The organism is Candidatus Nitrosopumilus koreensis AR1 (genome assembly GCF_000299365.1).
In the GTDB taxonomy this organism is placed as follows: domain Archaea; phylum Thermoproteota; class Nitrososphaeria; order Nitrososphaerales; family Nitrosopumilaceae; genus Nitrosopumilus; species Nitrosopumilus koreensis.
This window is the reverse complement of record NC_018655.1, coordinates 644501-662468: the sequence shown is the minus strand read 5'-3', so window position 1 is coordinate 662468 and position 17968 is coordinate 644501. Positions and strand designations below refer to the sequence as shown.

Annotated in this window: 27 protein-coding genes and 1 pseudogene; 15 read left to right on the top strand and 13 right to left on the bottom strand. The window is 36.0% G+C overall.

Annotation, left to right across the window (positions count from 1 at the left end; genetic code table 11):
* Window positions 1–10 precede the first annotated feature (10 nt).
* From NKOR_RS03885 to NKOR_RS03870, 4 genes are all read right to left on the bottom strand, one after another.
* The gene (locus tag NKOR_RS03885) at window positions 11–1795 is read right to left on the bottom strand and encodes a DNA polymerase (RefSeq protein ID WP_014963060.1); all 1785 of its coding nucleotides are present in this window, start codon (window positions 1793–1795) and stop codon (window positions 11–13) included.
* Between the two features lie 181 nt (window positions 1796–1976).
* The gene (locus NKOR_RS03880; RefSeq protein WP_014963059.1) at window positions 1977–2237 is read right to left on the bottom strand and encodes a hypothetical protein; all 261 of its coding nucleotides are present in this window, start codon (window positions 2235–2237) and stop codon (window positions 1977–1979) included.
* A 37-nt stretch (window positions 2238–2274) separates the two neighbouring features.
* Window positions 2275–2466, bottom strand: a complete 192-nt coding sequence (locus tag NKOR_RS10320) for a hypothetical protein (RefSeq protein ID WP_014963058.1) — start codon at window positions 2464–2466, stop codon at window positions 2275–2277.
* Entirely contained in the window at window positions 2450–2683 is a 234-nt protein-coding gene (locus NKOR_RS03870) for a hypothetical protein (RefSeq protein WP_014963057.1), read from the bottom strand. The genes NKOR_RS10320 and NKOR_RS03870 overlap by 17 nt, the downstream gene beginning before the upstream one ends.
* 55 nt (window positions 2684–2738) lie before the next feature.
* Here NKOR_RS03870 and NKOR_RS03865 point away from each other — a divergent pair, with 55 nt between their 5' ends.
* On the top strand, window positions 2739–3353 hold the full coding sequence (locus NKOR_RS03865; protein ID WP_014963056.1) for a hypothetical protein: 615 nt from the start codon (window positions 2739–2741) through the stop codon (window positions 3351–3353).
* Between the two features lie 44 nt (window positions 3354–3397).
* Window positions 3398–3664 carry a hypothetical protein gene (locus NKOR_RS03860; protein WP_014963055.1) on the top strand — a complete coding sequence of 89 codons (267 nt, stop codon included), beginning with the start codon at window positions 3398–3400 and terminating at the stop codon, window positions 3662–3664.
* Here the strand turns inward: NKOR_RS03860 and NKOR_RS03855 are convergent.
* Window positions 3661–4458 (bottom strand): hypothetical protein, encoded by a 798-nt coding sequence (locus NKOR_RS03855; RefSeq protein ID WP_014963054.1) that lies wholly within the window; start codon window positions 4456–4458, stop codon window positions 3661–3663. The two genes, NKOR_RS03860 and NKOR_RS03855, sit on opposite strands and share 4 nt — an antisense overlap.
* 70 nt (window positions 4459–4528) lie before the next feature.
* Between NKOR_RS03855 and NKOR_RS03850 the strand changes: the two genes are divergently transcribed.
* The 3 genes from NKOR_RS03850 to NKOR_RS03840 are packed head-to-tail and all read left to right on the top strand — an operon-like array spanning window position 4529 to window position 5511.
* Entirely contained in the window at window positions 4529–4825 is a 297-nt protein-coding gene (locus NKOR_RS03850; RefSeq protein WP_014963053.1) for a hypothetical protein, read from the top strand.
* A gap of 46 nt (window positions 4826–4871) precedes the next feature.
* Window positions 4872–5066, top strand: coding sequence for a hypothetical protein (locus NKOR_RS03845; RefSeq protein ID WP_014963052.1), 195 nt, complete (start codon window positions 4872–4874; stop codon window positions 5064–5066).
* A gap of 43 nt (window positions 5067–5109) precedes the next feature.
* Complete coding sequence (locus NKOR_RS03840; RefSeq protein WP_014963051.1) at window positions 5110–5511, top strand: hypothetical protein; 402 nt, start codon at window positions 5110–5112, stop codon at window positions 5509–5511.
* Here the strand turns inward: NKOR_RS03840 and cas1 are convergent.
* The 4 genes from cas1 to NKOR_RS03820 form a co-directional block, all read right to left on the bottom strand.
* Entirely contained in the window at window positions 5483–6526 is a 1044-nt protein-coding gene (cas1, locus tag NKOR_RS03835; protein WP_014963050.1) for a CRISPR-associated endonuclease Cas1, read from the bottom strand. The genes NKOR_RS03840 and cas1 overlap by 29 nt on opposite strands.
* 7 nt (window positions 6527–6533) lie before the next feature.
* Complete coding sequence (locus tag NKOR_RS03830) at window positions 6534–7034, bottom strand: hypothetical protein (RefSeq protein WP_014963049.1); 501 nt, start codon at window positions 7032–7034, stop codon at window positions 6534–6536.
* A gap of 122 nt (window positions 7035–7156) precedes the next feature.
* On the bottom strand, window positions 7157–9349 hold the full coding sequence (locus NKOR_RS03825) for an elongation factor EF-2 (protein ID WP_014963048.1): 2193 nt from the start codon (window positions 9347–9349) through the stop codon (window positions 7157–7159).
* A 49-nt stretch (window positions 9350–9398) separates the two neighbouring features.
* Window positions 9399–10304, bottom strand: coding sequence for a sugar isomerase (locus tag NKOR_RS03820; protein WP_014963047.1), 906 nt, complete (start codon window positions 10302–10304; stop codon window positions 9399–9401).
* Window positions 10305–10387: 83 nt separating this feature from the next.
* On the opposite strand from NKOR_RS03820, the gene NKOR_RS03815 reads away from it, so the two are divergent.
* The 7 genes from NKOR_RS03815 to NKOR_RS03790 all read left to right on the top strand — a co-directional run bounded on the left by NKOR_RS03815 (window position 10388) and on the right by NKOR_RS03790 (window position 14159).
* Complete coding sequence (locus NKOR_RS03815) at window positions 10388–11215, top strand: MqnA/MqnD/SBP family protein (protein ID WP_014963046.1); 828 nt, start codon at window positions 10388–10390, stop codon at window positions 11213–11215.
* A gap of 150 nt (window positions 11216–11365) precedes the next feature.
* Window positions 11366–11491, top strand: coding sequence for a hypothetical protein (locus NKOR_RS10535; RefSeq protein ID WP_016939635.1), 126 nt, complete (start codon window positions 11366–11368; stop codon window positions 11489–11491).
* Window positions 11492–11761: 270 nt separating this feature from the next.
* On the top strand, window positions 11762–12061 hold the full coding sequence (locus NKOR_RS03810) for a winged helix-turn-helix domain-containing protein (RefSeq protein ID WP_014963045.1): 300 nt from the start codon (window positions 11762–11764) through the stop codon (window positions 12059–12061).
* A gap of 104 nt (window positions 12062–12165) precedes the next feature.
* Window positions 12166–12924: a hypothetical protein gene (locus NKOR_RS03805; RefSeq protein ID WP_014963044.1), complete on the top strand. Its 759-nt coding sequence runs from the start codon at window positions 12166–12168 to the stop codon at window positions 12922–12924.
* Window positions 12925–13180: 256 nt separating this feature from the next.
* Window positions 13181–13471, top strand: a complete 291-nt coding sequence (locus NKOR_RS03800; RefSeq protein ID WP_014963043.1) for a hypothetical protein — start codon at window positions 13181–13183, stop codon at window positions 13469–13471.
* Window positions 13472–13521: 50 nt separating this feature from the next.
* Window positions 13522–13815 carry a cytochrome c-type biogenesis protein gene (locus NKOR_RS03795; RefSeq protein ID WP_014963042.1) on the top strand — a complete coding sequence of 98 codons (294 nt, stop codon included), beginning with the start codon at window positions 13522–13524 and terminating at the stop codon, window positions 13813–13815.
* Between the two features lie 38 nt (window positions 13816–13853).
* Complete coding sequence (locus tag NKOR_RS03790; protein ID WP_014963041.1) at window positions 13854–14159, top strand: MTH1187 family thiamine-binding protein; 306 nt, start codon at window positions 13854–13856, stop codon at window positions 14157–14159.
* Between the two features lie 130 nt (window positions 14160–14289).
* On the opposite strand, the gene NKOR_RS03785 is transcribed toward NKOR_RS03790, so the two are convergent.
* A complete protein-coding gene (locus tag NKOR_RS03785; protein ID WP_016939634.1) occupies window positions 14290–15387 on the bottom strand; it encodes a radical SAM protein in 1098 nt (365 codons plus the stop codon).
* Between the two features lie 76 nt (window positions 15388–15463).
* Between NKOR_RS03785 and NKOR_RS09960 the strand changes: the two genes are divergently transcribed.
* Window positions 15464–15637: a hypothetical protein gene (locus NKOR_RS09960; protein ID WP_014963039.1), complete on the top strand. Its 174-nt coding sequence runs from the start codon at window positions 15464–15466 to the stop codon at window positions 15635–15637.
* On the opposite strand, the gene NKOR_RS03780 is transcribed toward NKOR_RS09960, so the two are convergent.
* Together NKOR_RS03780 and NKOR_RS03775 are read right to left on the bottom strand one after the other, a co-directional pair.
* Window positions 15624–16112: a tetratricopeptide repeat protein gene (locus NKOR_RS03780; protein WP_014963038.1), complete on the bottom strand. Its 489-nt coding sequence runs from the start codon at window positions 16110–16112 to the stop codon at window positions 15624–15626. The genes NKOR_RS09960 and NKOR_RS03780 overlap by 14 nt on opposite strands.
* 54 nt (window positions 16113–16166) lie before the next feature.
* Window positions 16167–16394: a tetratricopeptide repeat protein gene (locus NKOR_RS03775; RefSeq protein WP_014963037.1), complete on the bottom strand. Its 228-nt coding sequence runs from the start codon at window positions 16392–16394 to the stop codon at window positions 16167–16169.
* 123 nt (window positions 16395–16517) lie between these two features.
* Here NKOR_RS03775 and NKOR_RS03770 point away from each other — a divergent pair.
* Together NKOR_RS03770 and NKOR_RS03765 are read left to right on the top strand one after the other, a co-directional pair.
* Window positions 16518–16957 (top strand): annotated as a pseudogene (locus tag NKOR_RS03770) (Lrp/AsnC family transcriptional regulator).
* A 10-nt stretch (window positions 16958–16967) separates the two neighbouring features.
* Complete coding sequence (locus tag NKOR_RS03765; protein WP_016939632.1) at window positions 16968–17516, top strand: DnaJ domain-containing protein; 549 nt, start codon at window positions 16968–16970, stop codon at window positions 17514–17516.
* Here NKOR_RS03765 and NKOR_RS03760 read toward each other — a convergent pair.
* The gene (locus NKOR_RS03760; protein ID WP_014963035.1) at window positions 17513–17911 is read right to left on the bottom strand and encodes a hypothetical protein; all 399 of its coding nucleotides are present in this window, start codon (window positions 17909–17911) and stop codon (window positions 17513–17515) included. The two genes, NKOR_RS03765 and NKOR_RS03760, sit on opposite strands and share 4 nt — an antisense overlap.
* Window positions 17912–17968: the final 57 nt, after the last annotated feature.

The following is a 17968-nucleotide window of genomic DNA, read 5'->3' as shown; positions in this document are numbered from 1 at the left end:
TGAAGATCTACTAAATTGTCTCTTTATAAAAATGACTTAATGATATAGGTACAGAATCATTTTTTGTTCTAGAATCAACAGATTGAATTTGATTTAGCCAAAGTCTTTTTCTATCTGCATTCAAATTAACTTCCCTCACATACTCTCTAATCTTTCCAATCTGTGGAATGCAATCCTGCAATATTGAGGATCTTAATCTTGAACTTCTCAATACCTTGAACCGATAGTACAGTTTTCCATCTTTCTCAAAAGTATCAAGATGCTCAATCTCCTTAGAACCTAGTTTTCCAATCCCTCTTTGTTTCCACTTTCCGTTAAATCGATAGAATCCGTTCTGCAATACAAACACATCATCGGCTTTTTCTTCTAGTGAGAATTCTCCTAATCTTTCTGAATCAATATCTAATGGAATGGTAGTGCATACTGAATCAGTTGCAAAAGACACCACGTCATTTTCAATATCATTTTGCATCACAAAGTCATACAGGCAGGCACGAGTCATGCCTGTAATACTTGCAAAAATCACAGGATTGAACAGATTTCCCATTATTCTATTGACTTTCTGACCAGTCTTTCCATAGATTGAATTGAGAATTATCTTGATTGGCAACTGCAATGGGTTTCCGTCTTTCTTTAGTTCCAGTCTTTTATCATACATTGAATGAACAAATTTCTCAAAAGGATAGACTGGCTTGCCGTTTGGAATGAACTGATATGAATCCAAAATTTTGTAATGTTTTGAATCTGCAACTTTTAGTTCATGTAATGTAACATACGTTTCAAACTTTCCACTAGGAAAAATAATAATTCCATTGGTACGAAACGGAAACGGTGGAATATACTTGCAGTCTGGAATGTCTGCAATAATCCTAAAGAATCCAAGTTTTGCATCTTTGTGAATTGACTTTCTTTTAATCCATCGTCCTTTGGTCAGGTCAGGAATCTTTGTCAGGGAATGGGGATATGCAGAGTTGATATCATACTTGTAAGCAGTTCCAATAAATCCACGCTTTGTAATTTCAAATCGTCCTCCATAGTAACATGAAAACGCCATCTCCTGAACATCATATGGAACATCATCAAACTTTGGGAAATTGATTCCGTTGTTGATCAAGACTTTTTCTGCCAGATATCCAGAGGATACCCATCTTGCAGGATAGAATCCAAATGCATCATGGAATAATTTTATCCAGTGCTCTGCCAACTCTTTTGTCAGTTTGCAGTCTGTGATGCAGTAATCTCTGATTTTTCTTGTGTTTCTTTTGTAAAATGTAATTGAGAACTGACTCCTTTTTGACTTTATGTCAAGATACTCTTTAGGTAGTTTTCTGATATTGTTTTGATATGCATCAGATAGTTTTGCATGATAGAATTGCGCAATGTCATAAAATATCACAGAGTGATGTCCCTTTGATATTTTCAGACACTTGTTTGGATGATACTCTATGGTGTAATTTTCAAAGGAGAATTTCAGTCTTCCAGTATTTTTGTACTTGAATAGTTCAGAGCCTAAAAGTTTCAGAATTACTTCTGCATCATACCCGAGATGATAAAAAAAGCACCACGAACCCTCATATTTTCTGCAAAACAGCCAGTCTAGGCATGATTTTGGCGTGATTTTATCCAAGAATCTCCCATCAGAGTCGGCAATCAGAAAGATGTTGCCGTTATAGGTTTCTGTATCAATTGCATAGACTCTTCTCTTGTGCGATGTTGCAGGATCTCTGTTCTGAGGCTTTTTTGTAAATACTCTTCTCAGATTCTTGCAGTCAGTTACGGGGACGGATTCTGCCATACTGCATCAGGAATTGATACGTCATCGCCACGCTTTCGTTTTGCAAACTGTTTTCTTATCTGGTTGTATTTTAGATTTGGAAAGTTGTTTCTGATTTGCCTGATGTAGTTGTGATATCGCTTTAGTTTGTTTGAGCGTGTAAGGTTTGGATTTTTCTTTGGTGGAATGGGTTTTGTAATTTCTAATTTTTTAATTTTGTTTTAATTTGATTCTTTAATTCTCTTACTAGTTTGTTGTTTGGAAAAATCTTGAGTGCGTCTAACTGTTTCAAAAGTTTATCTTTGTCTTCTGCCATAATACCATCACTATTGTCAAAAAAAGGAGAGTCTAGAGTTTCTCTAGACTGTACCTCCTGATTTTTCTTCCATTCTTTGATGTTCCAAGCCACGTCTTGAGAACCAGTATGTCTCCTTTGTGAAGTGACTTTGCAATCCTGTTCCACTGGTTTAGGAAAGAAGCATTTGCTGAATCATGGTTTTTCAGTTTAACGTTGTATTCTTTCCATGTCTTTTTTCTTTAATCAATGCTAGTACATTGATTGAGAATTCTGTCTCAAAGGTATTGGTTTCAGCAACCTTGAGCTCTATGGTGTCAGGATTCTCAGAGTCTTGAGATGTGTACTGCCCCCATTTTAAAAATGGAGGATAGAGGGTCTCACTCAGTTTTATCACCTCCTTTTTCAATTACTGGAGAAAGTGTCAGAAACTTTTCTCCATCAAACTGAACCAGTTTTACATTGACATCTGTGGTTATGCCACAGTTATCCAATGCAGTCTTTGGCAGAGCAACAATCTTTGAAAAATTCTGTTGCGATACCTTTCTGTTTCCAAAGTCAGTAATTACTGGTTCTAAAATCATGTCTTTGGGTTTGATTTTCTTCAAAGTCATAACATACTATACACTATAATGCAAGTATAGCCTACCAGTGGTAGGTTAACCTACTATGGATTACGCACAATTACGACCAAATTCTTCTGAAATGACTCAATACGAGTTCAAAATACTGGAAATTATACAAAAAAATCCCGATATTCATCATAATGGAATTTTAGATCTTTCTGTTCCAAAATACATGGCAAAAAAGACTGCTCAAAGAGCAATACAATCACTAATTTCAAGAGGACTGATATTTGTAAATAAAGTTGGGAGACAAACACAGTATTCATTTAATGAGGGAAAAGAGCAAATCAATCCAGACGATTTGAGAAAATCTGTTTTAGTGTGGTCAATGTTTGATGAGCACGATACAAAAATGTTGGAAAAAAGATATTCTGAATTATCTACAATGCAAAAAACTGGTGAAGCATTGTTTCAAATACAATTAGCATTACAAAATATTTCTCAATTGTCCTTATTGGAATCATTAGAGAACCCTAGTGAGGAATCTTTGAAAAAAGAAAGAATAAAACTCAAAAAAAGAATTAGAAAAATCATTAATTTGGTTAGAAAAGACAAAGATTACAAAATTGTTTATCCCGTCATGATGCAGATATTATCAAGTAGAAAATTAGAATTTTCATTAAATGTTGACCGTCCTGAATTTAAAATTAAAAAATAACATCATAATCTGTTCTTATTAGTTTGAAGTAGCATAGAGGTAGCATGAAACTAGTTGTTTCAGTGTCAAAAACATACACACATCGAGGAAACCACAGACACAAAACATCCACAAAGAAGCGATGGCACATCTACTATTATGATGAGGAAGGAAATTTTAGAACTCAAAGAGTGAATTGGATTATGGCAATGTATTATAAGACTCAGAAAAGAAAAAGACTGAAGTATGTTTGTACTGAATGTTTGTCACAGTTTGTAAGTTTGGTTAAATCACACAAAGAAGAAGTCGAATGCCCTTATTGTGAAGTTTAATCCATATCTACGTGATTTAACATCATTTCTCCTTTGTCAAAATATCCTTCTATGTGATAGTGATATCTTGTACCTTTTGAATCATGATACCAAATTATCAATCCAAAATAACATGTATTTTTATCCACTGCATCATCAAAACATGGATCAAGCCAAAAAATATCTGTACTATAGTATTCATTTGGGGCCAATGAGGCCATTTTGAAGGCATCCACATATTTTGTAGGATCTAGTTTGATTTCATTGGAAGGTGTTTCTCTAATCTCAGCATAATAATTCCGAGATATATTTACCGCAGGCAATGTACCTGTATTCTGAAAATGAAATAGAGCTTTTTGTTTAGAAAGTGTGTGTAATTCACCTACGTGTTGTTCTGTTGAATTAGTAATTTTTTTTCGTAATTCTTTTCGACTTAAAATTGGTCTGATCCGTGTTTTGATATCAGTTTCAATTAATTTGGTTTGAGATCCTAATTTTATAGAATAAATTATTGTTGCTGCAATGGCAATTCCTGCAAATACCATGGAAATATAGAGTCCCAACCAAAGGGATTTGTTTGCAACATCTCCAGATTGAATTAAAGATTCATCAATTTTAGATAATTTTGAAGAAATTCCATCATCAAAATTATGAATTAAATTTTCAAGTTGTTTATTTTCATTTTCAAGGAGGTATAACCTATCTATGATTTTCGAATATTCTGTACTATTCATTAATTGTTCATCAAAAGATGATTCTTGTGCAAATACAGGAGTAATCATCCCTATCAAAATTAACAATAGTACAAATTTCATAATATGATCATAGATTGCCAGTTTATTTCCTTTGCCAATATGCTTAAGTTCATACTAAACAAATGAGATTGTGAATCGAATTCAAGTTATTCTTGGGGTTGTTGGAGGAATACTTCTAATTGCAATTATTGCATATATTGCCAATGAGGAATATCAAAAACAACAATGGGCAGAGAGACTATCTACTGGTCATACTGAATGCCAAATTTTGCGAGCATCAGGAGATGAATGGATCAAATGCGAACTAGAATACATCCAAGAGGCAAGAGAGTTTTGTTGGAAATATCCTGATTTTAATCGTGATATGTGTGTGAATCTAGAAAAACAGATTGAGGAAAGCCCAGAATTGAATAAGATTTTCCCCTAAGTGTAAACTTCAATATGCTTAAGTTCATACACAATGAAATTCTATTGTGGGGCTCAAAGAGTGGTTAAAAGGAGAACCTGACCCAAAGAAATCCTATCAGGTAAAAGTAATCTGCACAAACTGTGACAGAGTAATCACAGTTAGAATTGGTCATGGTTGGTCAGTTGAGGGCTGGTCAAAGAATGCAAAATGTGCCAACTGTAAAAGAAAAGGATCTTTTCAGAAATATAGACAATATTAGATTATTTCTAAACGCTTAAGTTCATACTAATATTCTAATTTTTATGAACACCCCAATTCTGATTATTGGTATTATTTTGATGGTTATTGGAGTTTTTGTGTATTTTACGATTCAACCTGATGTTTCTAATTGTGGCTCATTTGTGGGACAGTTTGGTCAGGTAATTTCCACAAACATAAGCAGTGGATGTCAAACAGTTTATCAGATACAAACCATTTCTGCAGTTATTGTAGTTGTAGGTCTTGGATTAACAATTGCCGGTGCTGTCATGAAAAATTCCTCACAAACTACAACAAACCGTGTACTTGCAATCATTGCTAGCATAATAGCATTTTTTGGATTTCAAATGATTTTTCCATTTCCATATGGAATAGTATTTGCAATAATTTCTGTAATTGTCATTATTTTTCCATTGTTTAGAAATCGAAAAAAGCAAAATTATTAGATTCTAAACTTTTTTGTTTTCCTGTACTGTATTCTACTAAATTTTGAATTATAATCTTTACAACAGTAATTTCTTGAACGGATTTCAAACCATCCTTTGTCTTCTTTCCATGTCTAAACGAATACTTTCTCTCTTGAGAAAACTGTCTTTCTAACATCTCCAAAAATCTCTTGATCAAAGAATATTCCAAAACTACAGTTCCATCTTTTGTAAAACTATACTCTTTGAGTTTAATTCTCTGTCTTGTGGAACTATGATTTGCCATGGAATAAACAGTATAATCCACTAACCATCGGAACGGTTCTATGATATCATACACCAATGGCTGAAATCCTGTATGAGAACGATGCATGAATCCAAGGTACGGGTCAAGACCAAATCCACATACAAACTTGGAAATTTCTCCTGCAAGTACAGAATATCCGTAGTTTAGCAGAGCATTGATGATGTCAGTTGCGTTATTTTTTGATGATGTGATGTGAGATTGGTTTCTGGAATGAAATTGATATTTTTCAGGGATAAATTTTGCAAATTCTGTCCAATAGACTTTGGCTGAAATGTGTTCTGAATCTGGAAGTTCTGAAATTTCACTTCCAATTAATCGTAATAACTTTAGTTGAGATTCTTTCTTTGCAGATATAATCTGCTTACGCAGATACTCACATTTCTCAGGATTTCGGAATGTATCATATTGTGCCATTCTGTATTTTGTGGCAGTGAGAGAATCCATCATGCCATTGCAGAATGTAACAGGCTTTCCGTGATTGTCTAACAAAATGACATTGCGATTGTTCTCTGAAAGTAATGATAATGCTTCAGTTGAGACATATCCTTTGCCTGAAAGAACTATTTTCTCATATGGCATGTTTTTGACAAACCATTCTTCTTGTTCTGGTGGAGAAAATGGGTCGTGGTTTGACTTTAGAATTATTTTGGAATCTTTTACCGAGATAGAGTGACCGTAGCCTTTAAGGAATTTTACATTGTAGTGGTTTTTCTGATTTTTGAGTGTCAAAACATAATCAATTAAACCATGGTGTGCGTGGAACTAATTCAAGAACTGTGTAAAGCCCAAAGAAAAATATCAGAAGAGTAAGTCCAATTAATGCCAATATTTTTTGAACAGGTGTTAATACAATGTTTTTGAGTTTCTTTTCAGAAAAAAAATGAAATCCTTCTAGTGCTCCGCCTATTCCTAACAGAAGCACAGTATACATGATAATGACTGGAATTTTTTCTGGATCTGTATTGAAACTGGCTAATGCTGAAACAGCGCTTCCTACAAATTGGATCCCCATTCCTGTATAGTATTTTATCCCTGCACTTTTGAAACCAGCTTTGAAACCATCCTTGTGAAACACTGCATCAAATGCAGCACTTCCGATAATTACCGGAAAGAAAAAATTGAAGATGATAACGTCTGATTGCCAAGCAATATCTAAAATTTGAAAAGCAGAAAGAACTGCAATAATTTCAATATATCTGATTGGTGAAAAAAATCTGAAAATTGTAATAGGTTTCATTTAATAAAAAATTATTCAATACCTAGTATTTCAAAAGATTGCAACAAATCATAATCCAAATCATTCTCTAGTCATAACGAAAAACAGCAGTGAATTAGGAACGGAATGGGGGGATTCTATTTTTACTCTTTATCAATAAACTCTTCTGCTCTTGGAGGATCTGGTGCTAGTCCCTTTCTCTTTCTGATATCAGCAACAGCTGTTGCAAGCATTGATTTTGGAACCTCAGTCCATGCCTTAAAGGAAGTATTCCATGTAGCACGTCCTGCAGTCTGGCCTCTCATCTCTTCAGACAATGTAAATGTCTCAGAGGCTGGAATCTCACCTGTAACGATACTTGATGCGCCTTTTTGTGACATGTCCAAGACCTTGCCACGTTTTCCAGAAAGAACAGTGGCGACGTTTCCAACCAAGTCAGTTGGCACACGAACCTCAATTGCCAGAGTTGGCTCTAGCACTGCAGTTCCTGCAGTAAGCAATGCACCCATGCATGCACGACGAGAAGCTGGTCCCAGTTGAGACAAACCCCTGTGTGCAGTGTCCTCGTGAGGTACAAAGTGAGTAAACGTGAATTTACAATCCCTCATCTGCTCTCTGCAGAGAGGTCCTTCTTTCATTACTTCTTCAAATCCAGAGTTAATAGAGTCAGTTGACTCTTGTACAAATTGAACACCTTTTGTTCCGTTAATCAAGACATTGCCGCGAGAATCAAACTTCATCACTCTCTTAATTGTATCAGTATCCCATCCAGCGCCCTTTAGCAAGTCAGCAACAACTTTTTTGTCTTTCATGTCGCTGATTTCGCCTGTTCTTAACATGTTTGCAATTGCAGGCTCTAGTGGCTCGACTTTCATGAAGATCTTGTTGTGTCTGTTTGGAGATTTTGCCATGATTGGCTCACATGCAGACTTTACTGTCTCTCTGTAGTTAATCAGAGGTTCAGATGTAACAATCTCGACTTTGGCATCCTGGATACGGTGAGTGGCAACATCAAGGTGTAACACACCCATTCCTGCAACAATTGTCTCACCGCTCTCCTCATCAATCTTTACGATAAGGTTAGGATCCTCAATTGTTAGTTGTTTTAGAACTTCGACTAGTTTAGGTAAATCTTTAGGATGTTTTGGCTCGATTGCAACTTGAACAACAGGTTCAGAGACATACTTTACACCTTCAAACATTTGAATTCCCTTAACAGATGATAATGTGTTTCCTGCTCTAGCTTCAGTTAATCCTAATAATGCAGGAATGTTTCCAGCGCCAAGCTCACCAACTTGCTCTCTTTGGTTTCCCATGAAAAAGTTTACAGACTGAACTCTTCCTTCACGTTTTTCATCTATAATGTTGATAGTTTGTCCGTCTTTGATTGTTCCAGAGAACAGTCTTCCAATTGCAACAGGACCTGCTGCAGGATCTAAGACCATGTTTACAATCATCATAATTGTCGGACCAGTATCATCGCATGCAAGTAGTGCTTTGCCAACATCAGACTCCAAATCACCTTTCCAGATTTGTGGAATTCTGTACTGGACTGCCTCGTGTGGAGCAGGATGATGCTTTACAACCATTCCAAGAACTGCATCAGCTAGTGGTGCTTTCTCTACTAGTTCTTCTACTTTTTCATTTGTATATGCATCAATGACATCTTTGAATGTGATTCCTCTTTCTTTCATCAAATCTATGTTAATTGCCCATCTGTCCTTTGCAGAACCAAATGTGACACTTGCATCCTGAATTGATACCTTCCACTTTTCTTTGTATTCAGGTTCTGCATATGTGTCAATTAATTGATTAAAGTTTGAAACGACTTCTGCTAATTGTGCCTGCATCTTTTCAGGAGTCAATCGCAGTTCCTTGATGAGTCTGTCTACTTTGTTGATAAACAATACAGGTTTTACCCTCTCCTCTAGTGCCATTCTAGTTACAGTTTCAGTCTGAGTCATTATACCCTCAACAGCATCACATACAACCACTGCACCATCAATTGCCCTAAGGCTACGAATTACCCTTCCACTAAAGTCTACGTGTCCAGGGGTATCAATCATGTTAATGACATATTCTTTTCCTTTCTGTGAAAACAGCAAAGTAACGTTTGCCTGATAAATTGTAATTCCTCTTTGTTGCTCTTCTTTATCAAAGTCCATTGCAAGTGCCTTTCCAGCAGCTGATGGAGCGATAATTCCAGAGTAAGCCAAGAGACTGTCACTCATGGTAGTCTTTCCGTGGTCAACGTGAGCAATAACACCAAAGTTTCGGATCTGATCCTTGTTTTTGATAATTTTCAGGACCTCACTGGTTGACTTGAATTTTACCATATTCCCAAAACCCTAAGATTCAGCTATTAAACGTTCCTTGTAAAAAAGATCAGTAAATCATTTGGTTGCTAACATTTCGAATATTTTTTGCAGTGACAAAGTGGCAATCTTTTTTTCGTTTCTTCTTTGCCTCATTTAGCGCAATCAGTTCTGAGAAAAATGTGCAGTACAGCATCTGAGCTAGTTTGTCAGATGGTATGTCTGGATGAACCACATGCATGCCAATTTTTTTGAGGTTTTTTGCCAGATTACAGTTGTGTGCATTTTTTTGCTCAAAGATAATTACAGTGTCGCCTTTCTTTGCTGAAAACAACTCCATGTGAGAGAATTGCTCAATTCTGCAATAGTGGACATCATAACCCATCACCTCATAGAACTTTGCTGCACAAAACATTGCAAGAGGAAATGTGAATAGATTTCCCAAGACATAGATTCTTTTTGATACCTTGATTTTTTTAGAGTCAATATTCGCTTTTGAAAATATCTTAGACACATTTGGAAGACGTATTGATTTTACCAAAGAGATGCAAGTAAGTGCGCTTTCTAAAAACGTGATACTTCCTGCAGTAAATACATCAGAGGTAGGCGCGCAAAGCAAGATGGTATTATCTGCAGATTTTGATAATCTGCTGTTGTTTTTGGCAGTAATTGCAGTTGATTTGTGTGCAATCTTTGCAGTTTTAACGTTAGTAATGGTATTTCCAGAAATAGAGACAAAATAGACGTTTTTTGATTTTACAAGAAGTTTGTTTTTGTACAAATCCAAAGGATCAATTGCTCTTACCACTCCACCAGAAAAAGATTCAGCAAGCATTGCAGATACCAATGAATCACCGCTTCCAGAAAAGATTGTGTTTTTTTGAAGAGATTGTGAGATTGGTTTTTGTTTTTGAAATGATTTTAGAAAATCAACTTGAGAGAATATGTCCTTTTCAAATGCATCAATTGTATTCATAAAAGAAAATAATTTTTGGCATATATTAGAAAATCTCTCTGCAACAGGTTTTGATTTTTATTACGACTGTATCTGAACGGATTATGGAAATTTCAGTGGGACATACTCCTGATTCTGATGATGCATTCATGTTTTATGGTATGTTTACAGGAAAAGTTCCATCACCAGACTTTAAAGTAAATCACGTAATTGAAGACATTGAGAAACTAAACCGCAAAGCTACAGATCCACAGCTAGACGTTACTGCAGTTTCAGTTCATGCATGTGCATACATTCCAGGATATACTATCTTGCGAAGTGGCGGAAGTTTTGGAATAGGGTACGGTCCAATTGTCACTGCAAGAAAACAGATGAGCATTGATGAGATAAAAAAATGCAAGATTGCAATTCCAGGAAAGATGACATCAGCATTTTTGCTATTACAACTGATGATTGGAAAGTTTGATTATGTGGAGATGAACTTTAGCGACATTCCAGAGGCTGTAAAGTCAGGCAAGGTCGATGCAGGGCTTGTGATTCACGAGACACAGTTATCATATGAGCAAGAAGGAAACGTAAAGATTCTAGATGTAGGGGAATGGTGGGACAAGACCACAAACGGACTCCCAGTTCCACTTGGAATCAATGTAATGAAGACAGACTTGGGAATGGAGACAATCCACAAGTTTGACAAGTATCTTCAGGCCTCAATAGAGTACGGATTAGAGAATATGGATGATGCACTAGAATATGCAATGCAATACTCTAGAGGAAAGCCAAGGGATTTGATTGAAAAATTTGTAAAAATGTACGTAAACAAAGTCACAGTCAACATGGGCGATGCAGGTGAAGAATCAATAAGAAAAGTATTCGAGATGGCAAAAGAGAAGGGGCTTGTTCCAGACTTTGAGCTAAGTATTGCCACAAAATAAGTACAAAATTTCCTTGTATTGCCTCTAAAAATCAGTACTATTAAAAATGAACTAGGTTAATGGTAAATTCTTTGAAAATCAATGATCCTTATAGTCTCAAAACTGAAAATAGAGAATTTGTTAATATGCCAGAAACGTATTTTGTAATTCATGTCTGAAGACAAAGAAAAAGAATGGAAAAAAGCTGAACAAGAAGAAATGAAAGAAGAAGACCATCAACTAGAACTAAAAGATGGGTATGAACAAGACGAAGAATTTGAAGAATCTGACGACTAGATTCTAAACTCTTTTTGATACTTTTGGGATAGTAAATGATTGATTCTTATCTAAAAAGTGACTAGATAACAGATAGGTCAGATAATCGATTGTAACTAGTAATCAAATACCATTTGAGAAATTTTACGTTATAGTGGTATGTCTTGCATTACAAATTCTAAGACGGTAAACCAAGCGATATTGCCAAACAAATCGCAGAGGGAATTAGTCCCTGCCTGTATGAAGAGGCATACTTATGAACAGTGGTTTTGCATTATAATTGAGCACATATTGAGTAAAACCATCAATCCTAAAGTAGTAGAAATTCTGAAAACCAAATCTCTTGTGCCAACTTTTGATCCAAGCATGAAAACTCTTATGCGCATAGTAAAATTTATGAAAGAAAATCCATCTGAAGGAAAAACGCAGCTAGCCCTTGATACCAAACTAAACTATGCACGACTTGCAAAACATATTGTATGGATGGAGAAAAAGGGTCTTGTTGAGTCTGTAATTGAGGATAACAAAATCAATATTTCTCTGACTAGTACTGGCATAGACTTTGCAAAAATAATTTCAAAAATTAGTTAACATTCAATATACGTACATATTTGTCTGCTATACCATCAAATATGTACATCAAACCAACATTCATGTCAGCGTGAGTTAATACAATAAATTTCATAAAACATACAATGACAAATACAAAGCAAATTCTAATACTTCCTGTATTAGTTGCATTAGTTTCTGTTTTAGCCTTTACTGGTCAAGACGCATCAGCAGTAGTCTCTACTGTCCATGATAAAATATCTTGTAATGCTCCAGCAATAGGCGGATCATGGAGCTCTGCTACTTCAACATGTGTAGTTGGAACTCTTGTGATTGGCCCAACTGATAAACTAGTTATCGGTGCAGATACCACTTTTAGCATTGGTAGCGTCACTAGTAGTGGTGTTATAGTAAACCATGGAACAATCCTCATTGCAAGTGGCGGTGTAATTACAACATCTGGTGAATTTACCAATAATGGTGTTATTGATAGCACTAAAGGTACAATAACAAATAGCGGTCCTTTCAAGAACCTTGGTGAACTAACATCATCTGGAACAATTACTAACGGCCCAACAGGTGTTATAAAAAATGAAGGTCAATTGACAAGCACTGGTGTAATTACGACATCCGGTACTATCAAAGTAGGAATAGATGGCGTACTAATTAGTAGTGGCACATTTACCAACTCTTTGAACTTGGTCAACAGCGGCACCATCATGACATCAGGCACATTCACCAACAGTGGTCCGGTTATGAATTTTGATACAATTCTAAATGAAGGATTGTTTTCTAATAGTAACACAATCACCAACTGGGGAAACATACTCAACTTGTGTAATGGATCAATTACAAATTCAGGAACAATAGCTATCCATAGAGTAATAGAACTCTGTATAGCCTAAACCCATTTTTTTATTTTTTTAGATTAGACTATCATAATTTTGATTTTTTAAAAAATTTAATGCCTGTTTGATTGATTTTTGATATTGTCTTGTGAATGATTACAAATGACCACTACCTGAAATTTTGTTTGACAGACGTTGAACTGGAGATTGCCAAACAACATTTCTAAAATGAAAAACTAAACGAATTTCAGTATATAAAACAGAGAGGGAACAGTTCATCAAGTAATTATAGAACAAAAAAAATTTAGAATCAATGGGTGACGGAATAGGCGGTCCGGTTGTGGGAATTTTGACTAACAACGCATTTGAGTTGCTTGTAAGTCATGTCAGAAAAGACAACAAAGAGGAGTATGGCAAGACAGAAAAAATAATCATGAGCAAGATTGACGATCCACAACAACCACAATACGAAGAAAAGACAAAAGAGGATTTAGAAAGAGCACTGAAAGGAAAATTTGTTTCATGCAATGTTCAATACAGAGACAAAAAAACAGATGCACTTGTCTGCAACGTATTTGTACAAAAGCCACCAGAAGGATTTTAGATCAAACTATTTCAAATAAAAACAAAAACCAATTTCCTAATATACGATAGATGCAAAACAATGTCAAATTGGTACTAATTGACAAGAAAATTTTTGCAGGAGGCATTGTCATGATTGCTGCAGGAATCATAATAGGATTGACAACAGGTGAGCCACCTACAGGACAAGCTGGAATGACGGAAGAAGAGATTATTGACTTGATGGTAGCTGAAGACGAGAATCAGGCATTACAGTTACTGTATGGATTGCTAATTGGCGTAGGATTCTTGTTGGTTTTGATAAGTTTTGGAGCAAGGCGCAGAAAAGGCAGTGCAAAAAGAACAGAAAAGAAACCTGCAGAGTGATTCAAACTTTTTAATCCCAATTAAACACAGAAAATAAGTTGATTCATGCAGAGATTAGCATCTATCCAATAGCTACCAGAACAACCAGCGCCAGTTTTTACATTGCAAAGGCAATAGAATCGATTCAAAAAATCGAGAACCTCAAATACGAAATAAACCCGATGGGGACAATTTTAGAGTCAGATGACATGGATACCATTTACAAGGCAACAAAGCAGATGAGTGAGACTGTTCACAATCTAGGAATCGACAGGGTCGAAGTCATAATCAAGATTGATTCACGAAGAGACAAGCACCTAAAGATGCAAGAAAAGGTAGACTCTATTAAAAAACATCTAGACTAGTTCTCAAAAAGACTGCTCTTCAGCTGCTCTGCAATCATCGCAAGGACAATGCCAGTGACATTGAAGGTTTTCTCTTTTTTTTAATGTCTTTTTCTTTGCCATGGTACCAACAGAATTTAGAATTGCGAAACTAAAATGTCTTCAATATATCAAAGTGAGTATTTCTTTGCGCAGGGACACGTCCTATCTCTTTTACCATAGTTGCAAGCTCATCAACAGAAGAACTGGTTGCCTTTCCTGCAGCGCGATAAATCTCCTCAGAAAATGCAGTTCCAACCAAATCACTGCCACCATTTGATAGTGCAACCTGAGCTAGTTTCTTTCCGTATGCCACCCAATAAACAGAGATGTTGTTTAGTGTATTTGCAAGCATTAGTCTAGACAGTGCAATAACTTTCAGGTCATAAACAGAAGAGCACTCATTGTTTACCAAGTGTTCTTGTTCTAGTTCGGTGTTATCAAGGCTAAACTTTAGAGGAATAAGTGTGATGAAACCATTTGTCTTTTTTTGCAGTTCACGGATTTTTATTAGATGATCAACAATGTGTTCAGGTTTTTCAATGTGTCCATAAAGCATTGTCACATTGCTTTTGATTCCCATGTTATGGGCCTCTTCAATTACATCTAGCCATTCTTGTCCTGTACATTTACCTCTAACAATTTTTTTTCTAATGTCTGGATGGAACAGTTCTGCACCACCACCTGGCATTGAATCCAGTCCAGCATCTTTTAGACGAGACAAAATTTCTTTAGTGGAATTTTTTGTAAGTTTTGATAGATAGAAAATCTCAGCAGCAGTTAGTGCTTTGATGTTTAGTTGTGGATGGCTTTTCTTTATGGTTCTCATCATGTCTTCATAGTATTCTAGTGGAAGTTTTGGATGAAATCCTCCAACGATGTGAACTTCAGTTGCCCCCATCTGTTTTGCAATTCCAACTCGTTGCTCAATCTCTTGAGGAGTTAGTGTGTAAGCATCCTCTGCACCTTCTTTTCTGTAAAATGCACACATTTGGCAGCTTGCAGCACAGACGTTTGTGTAGTTCATGTAGTAGGATGCTGCAAAAGTCACAGTATCTCCAACTAGTTCTTTTCTGCGGGCATCAGCTACTGCTCCAAGTAAATGCAGGTTATCATAATTCATCAGCTCAAGACCGTCTTTGTAGGACAGTTCTTCTCCTGCTATGGCTCGATCTAGTGCCTGAGAATCGCCTGCCAACTGCTCTAGCATACAGTCTGGCGTCTCTTTCATGATATATTCCTTAGTTAGGCTCAAGAAATAAGTAGCCAAGCAAAGATATCATACCATGGTACTTCCTCTAGTAGACGAACACAAGCCAAAATGCTATCTGTGTCATGAGGGGTTTGAGAATTTAGAAAAACTCAGAGAACATCAAAAATCAGAACACAAAGAATTTTTCGAGTCACACGAAAAAGAGATGAACCGAGAACCAGCACCTGGCGACGTTACTGTGTTTTAGTTTCTTTAATTGATTTTATCAAATTTTGTGCCATATCCTTTGAGATGCTTGCCAAGTCAAATTCATTGTCAATGGATAATGCCTTTTTGAAATGCTTCAAGGCATCTTGCAGTTTTCCAGTCTCACCCAAGGAAAGTCCCTTGTATGCAAGTGCCATTGCACACTTTTTGTCAATTTGCAGTACTGCATCATAGCACTCCATTGCCTCAGCATACTTTTGATCAGAATGCAATGCAGTTCCCTTGTTAAGCAAAGCATCAATGTTTGTAGGAGATATTGATAATGCCTTATCGTATGAGCGAATTGCAAGTTTGATTCTGCCCATGTTTTGCAAAGTTACTCCTTTGTCAATTAGGGCACTAACGTTTGAAGGCTCTTTTTCTAGTACAAGATCATAGAGATTAAGCGCATCATGAAAATCACCCTCTTCAACACATTCGTAGGCTTCTGCCATCATTCTTTCTGTGTCATTCAACACATCAGATAATATTTTGTTAATAATATAGATTCACTGTTTGTCAACATAAAATCAAGAGGAATGTCGGTCACGTGGGTCAATTTGCAGTGATTTGTTAAAGCAGTCCATTGCCTCTTCGTATCTTCCAAGACTTCGAAGTGTGATTCCCTTGTAGTTCCACAAGTCAGGGTTGTCTTGATTCAAAAGAAGTGCTTGCTCAAAAAACCCCAAGGCATCATCGTATTTCCCGTCTTCCAAAAATGACTTGCCCTGAGAAACAAGTTCATCGATTTTATCCATAAGAGATATGGCAACCTATTTGTTTTAAATTTGAAAAGACACAACAGATTGCGAGCCTGACAGATTAAACAAATTTTCAGTAATCTAGTGAAAATTTAAATAAATTTTTCCCGTTATGAGAGTGTGGATTTGGACAATACAGATGAGAAGATTCTCAAAAACCTGATGGTAGATGCAAGACTATCAGCAAGACAGCTTGCAATAAAGCTTGGAATGTCAACTGTAACGGTTCTATCTAGAATAAAAAAATGGAGAAAGCAAAGATAATTCACGGGTATTCTGCAATAATTGATCATGAAAAACTTGGCTATTCCCTTACTGCAATAATTGAAATCATTGCAAAAAGCGACATCTTAGACGTTGAAGAAGAGATATCCAAATTTGAAAATGTCTGTGGAGTGTATGACATTACCGGCTCAACTGATACAGTAATCATTGCAAAGTTTAAGGAAAGAAATGAACTAAGCAAGTTTGTAAAAGATCTTGGAGCAATGCCTAATGTCGAAAACACAATCACACATGTAGTATTAAATACGGCAAAAGAAGATTTTAGATTAACATAGTGAAGAAGAGTTGAGAATTTCAAGTATCTTTTTAATTTCAACAATGATATTTTTAGCACAAGTCTCATACGGGCAAACCCAAGAGCTAGACATGGATCTTGAAGTATCAGATAATGACAAGATTATTCTGTTTAGCGGATTTGCAATAGCAGTAATTGGATTGTTCTTGTTTTTAGCTAGAGACATTATTCTTAGACGAAAAACATCATACGACAAAGAAGAGCTGGAATCAAAAAAAGACAAGACACAAGAAAAGTATCATTCAGACTGGGGAGATGATTACGAAGAGATTGGAAAAAGAAGAAACACCGTTAAAGACAAAGAGTTCAGAGATGCTGCAAAAAACAACGAGCTGCCAAACTATTATGAAACACTCGAAGTTTCAAGAGAAGCAACACAAGAGGAGATAAAGACAAAGTTCAGAGAACTTGCAAAAAAGAATCACCCAGATAGAACCAAAAAAGACTCAGAAGAGACAATGGCAAAACTAAACAAGGCATACGAGGTGCTTTCAGACAAAGAAAGCAGAGAAAGATACGACAAGTACTTTGTAGACTAGACAGATTCTAGTTTTACAATAATCATACTGAGTTCTATAGAGTCAGGCGTTTGAACGCTGTTTGTAAGATTTGTAAAGATTTCCAAGTTTTTGATACTCCCATCAATAGTCATACTAGTAGTGATTTTGAGCTCGCCAAACTCTGTGTTTGGGCCAAGCATCTTTTTAGTAAGTAATGGAACTACTGAGAGGTCTTGTACTGTTGCCTTCATCTTGTAGGCAAATTTGTCTGAAAAATACACACCGCCACGAGTAGTAGGTTCATTGACAGGAACTGGAGAATGAGCTACTGAAACATTGGTAAGAGGGTATGAAGAATCTTTTAGATAAAGTGTAAACTCTGAAGCACTAGCAGAATCAATTAAAACTTTCAAGAGATCTTCGTCTACTGCCATTTAAAAATAGCAAATTTACAATTCTATTGAACCTTTCTACACGAAGTTTCAAGAGTT

What these genes read in the sequence shown, in the direction of transcription:
- NKOR_RS03885 (WP_014963060.1), bottom strand. Translation starts at nt 1,795, where the DNA reads ATGGCAGAATCCGTCCCCGTAACTGACTGCAAGAATCTGAGAAGAGTA.
- NKOR_RS03870 (WP_014963057.1), bottom strand. Translation starts at nt 2,683, where the DNA reads ATGACTTTGAAGAAAATCAAACCCAAAGACATGATTTTAGAACCAGTA.
- NKOR_RS03815 (WP_014963046.1), top strand. Translation starts at nt 10,388, where the DNA reads ATGGAAATTTCAGTGGGACATACTCCTGATTCTGATGATGCATTCATG.
- NKOR_RS03860 (WP_014963055.1), top strand. Translation starts at nt 3,398, where the DNA reads ATGAAACTAGTTGTTTCAGTGTCAAAAACATACACACATCGAGGAAAC.
- NKOR_RS03760 (WP_014963035.1), bottom strand. Translation starts at nt 17,911, where the DNA reads ATGGCAGTAGACGAAGATCTCTTGAAAGTTTTAATTGATTCTGCTAGT.
- NKOR_RS03775 (WP_014963037.1), bottom strand. Translation starts at nt 16,394, where the DNA reads ATGGATAAAATCGATGAACTTGTTTCTCAGGGCAAGTCATTTTTGGAA.
- NKOR_RS03785 (WP_016939634.1), bottom strand. Translation starts at nt 15,387, where the DNA reads ATGCTAGAGCAGTTGGCAGGCGATTCTCAGGCACTAGATCGAGCCATA.
- NKOR_RS03800 (WP_014963043.1), top strand. Translation starts at nt 13,181, where the DNA reads ATGGGTGACGGAATAGGCGGTCCGGTTGTGGGAATTTTGACTAACAAC.
- NKOR_RS03825 (WP_014963048.1), bottom strand. Translation starts at nt 9,349, where the DNA reads ATGGTAAAATTCAAGTCAACCAGTGAGGTCCTGAAAATTATCAAAAAC.
- NKOR_RS03865 (WP_014963056.1), top strand. Translation starts at nt 2,739, where the DNA reads ATGGATTACGCACAATTACGACCAAATTCTTCTGAAATGACTCAATAC.
- NKOR_RS03805 (WP_014963044.1), top strand. Translation starts at nt 12,166, where the DNA reads ATGACAAATACAAAGCAAATTCTAATACTTCCTGTATTAGTTGCATTA.
- NKOR_RS03840 (WP_014963051.1), top strand. Translation starts at nt 5,110, where the DNA reads ATGAACACCCCAATTCTGATTATTGGTATTATTTTGATGGTTATTGGA.
- NKOR_RS10535 (WP_016939635.1), top strand. Translation starts at nt 11,366, where the DNA reads ATGTCTGAAGACAAAGAAAAAGAATGGAAAAAAGCTGAACAAGAAGAA.
- NKOR_RS03855 (WP_014963054.1), bottom strand. Translation starts at nt 4,458, where the DNA reads ATGAAATTTGTACTATTGTTAATTTTGATAGGGATGATTACTCCTGTA.
- NKOR_RS03830 (WP_014963049.1), bottom strand. Translation starts at nt 7,034, where the DNA reads ATGAAACCTATTACAATTTTCAGATTTTTTTCACCAATCAGATATATT.
- NKOR_RS03820 (WP_014963047.1), bottom strand. Translation starts at nt 10,304, where the DNA reads ATGAATACAATTGATGCATTTGAAAAGGACATATTCTCTCAAGTTGAT.
- NKOR_RS09960 (WP_014963039.1), top strand. Translation starts at nt 15,464, where the DNA reads ATGGTACTTCCTCTAGTAGACGAACACAAGCCAAAATGCTATCTGTGT.
- NKOR_RS03795 (WP_014963042.1), top strand. Translation starts at nt 13,522, where the DNA reads ATGCAAAACAATGTCAAATTGGTACTAATTGACAAGAAAATTTTTGCA.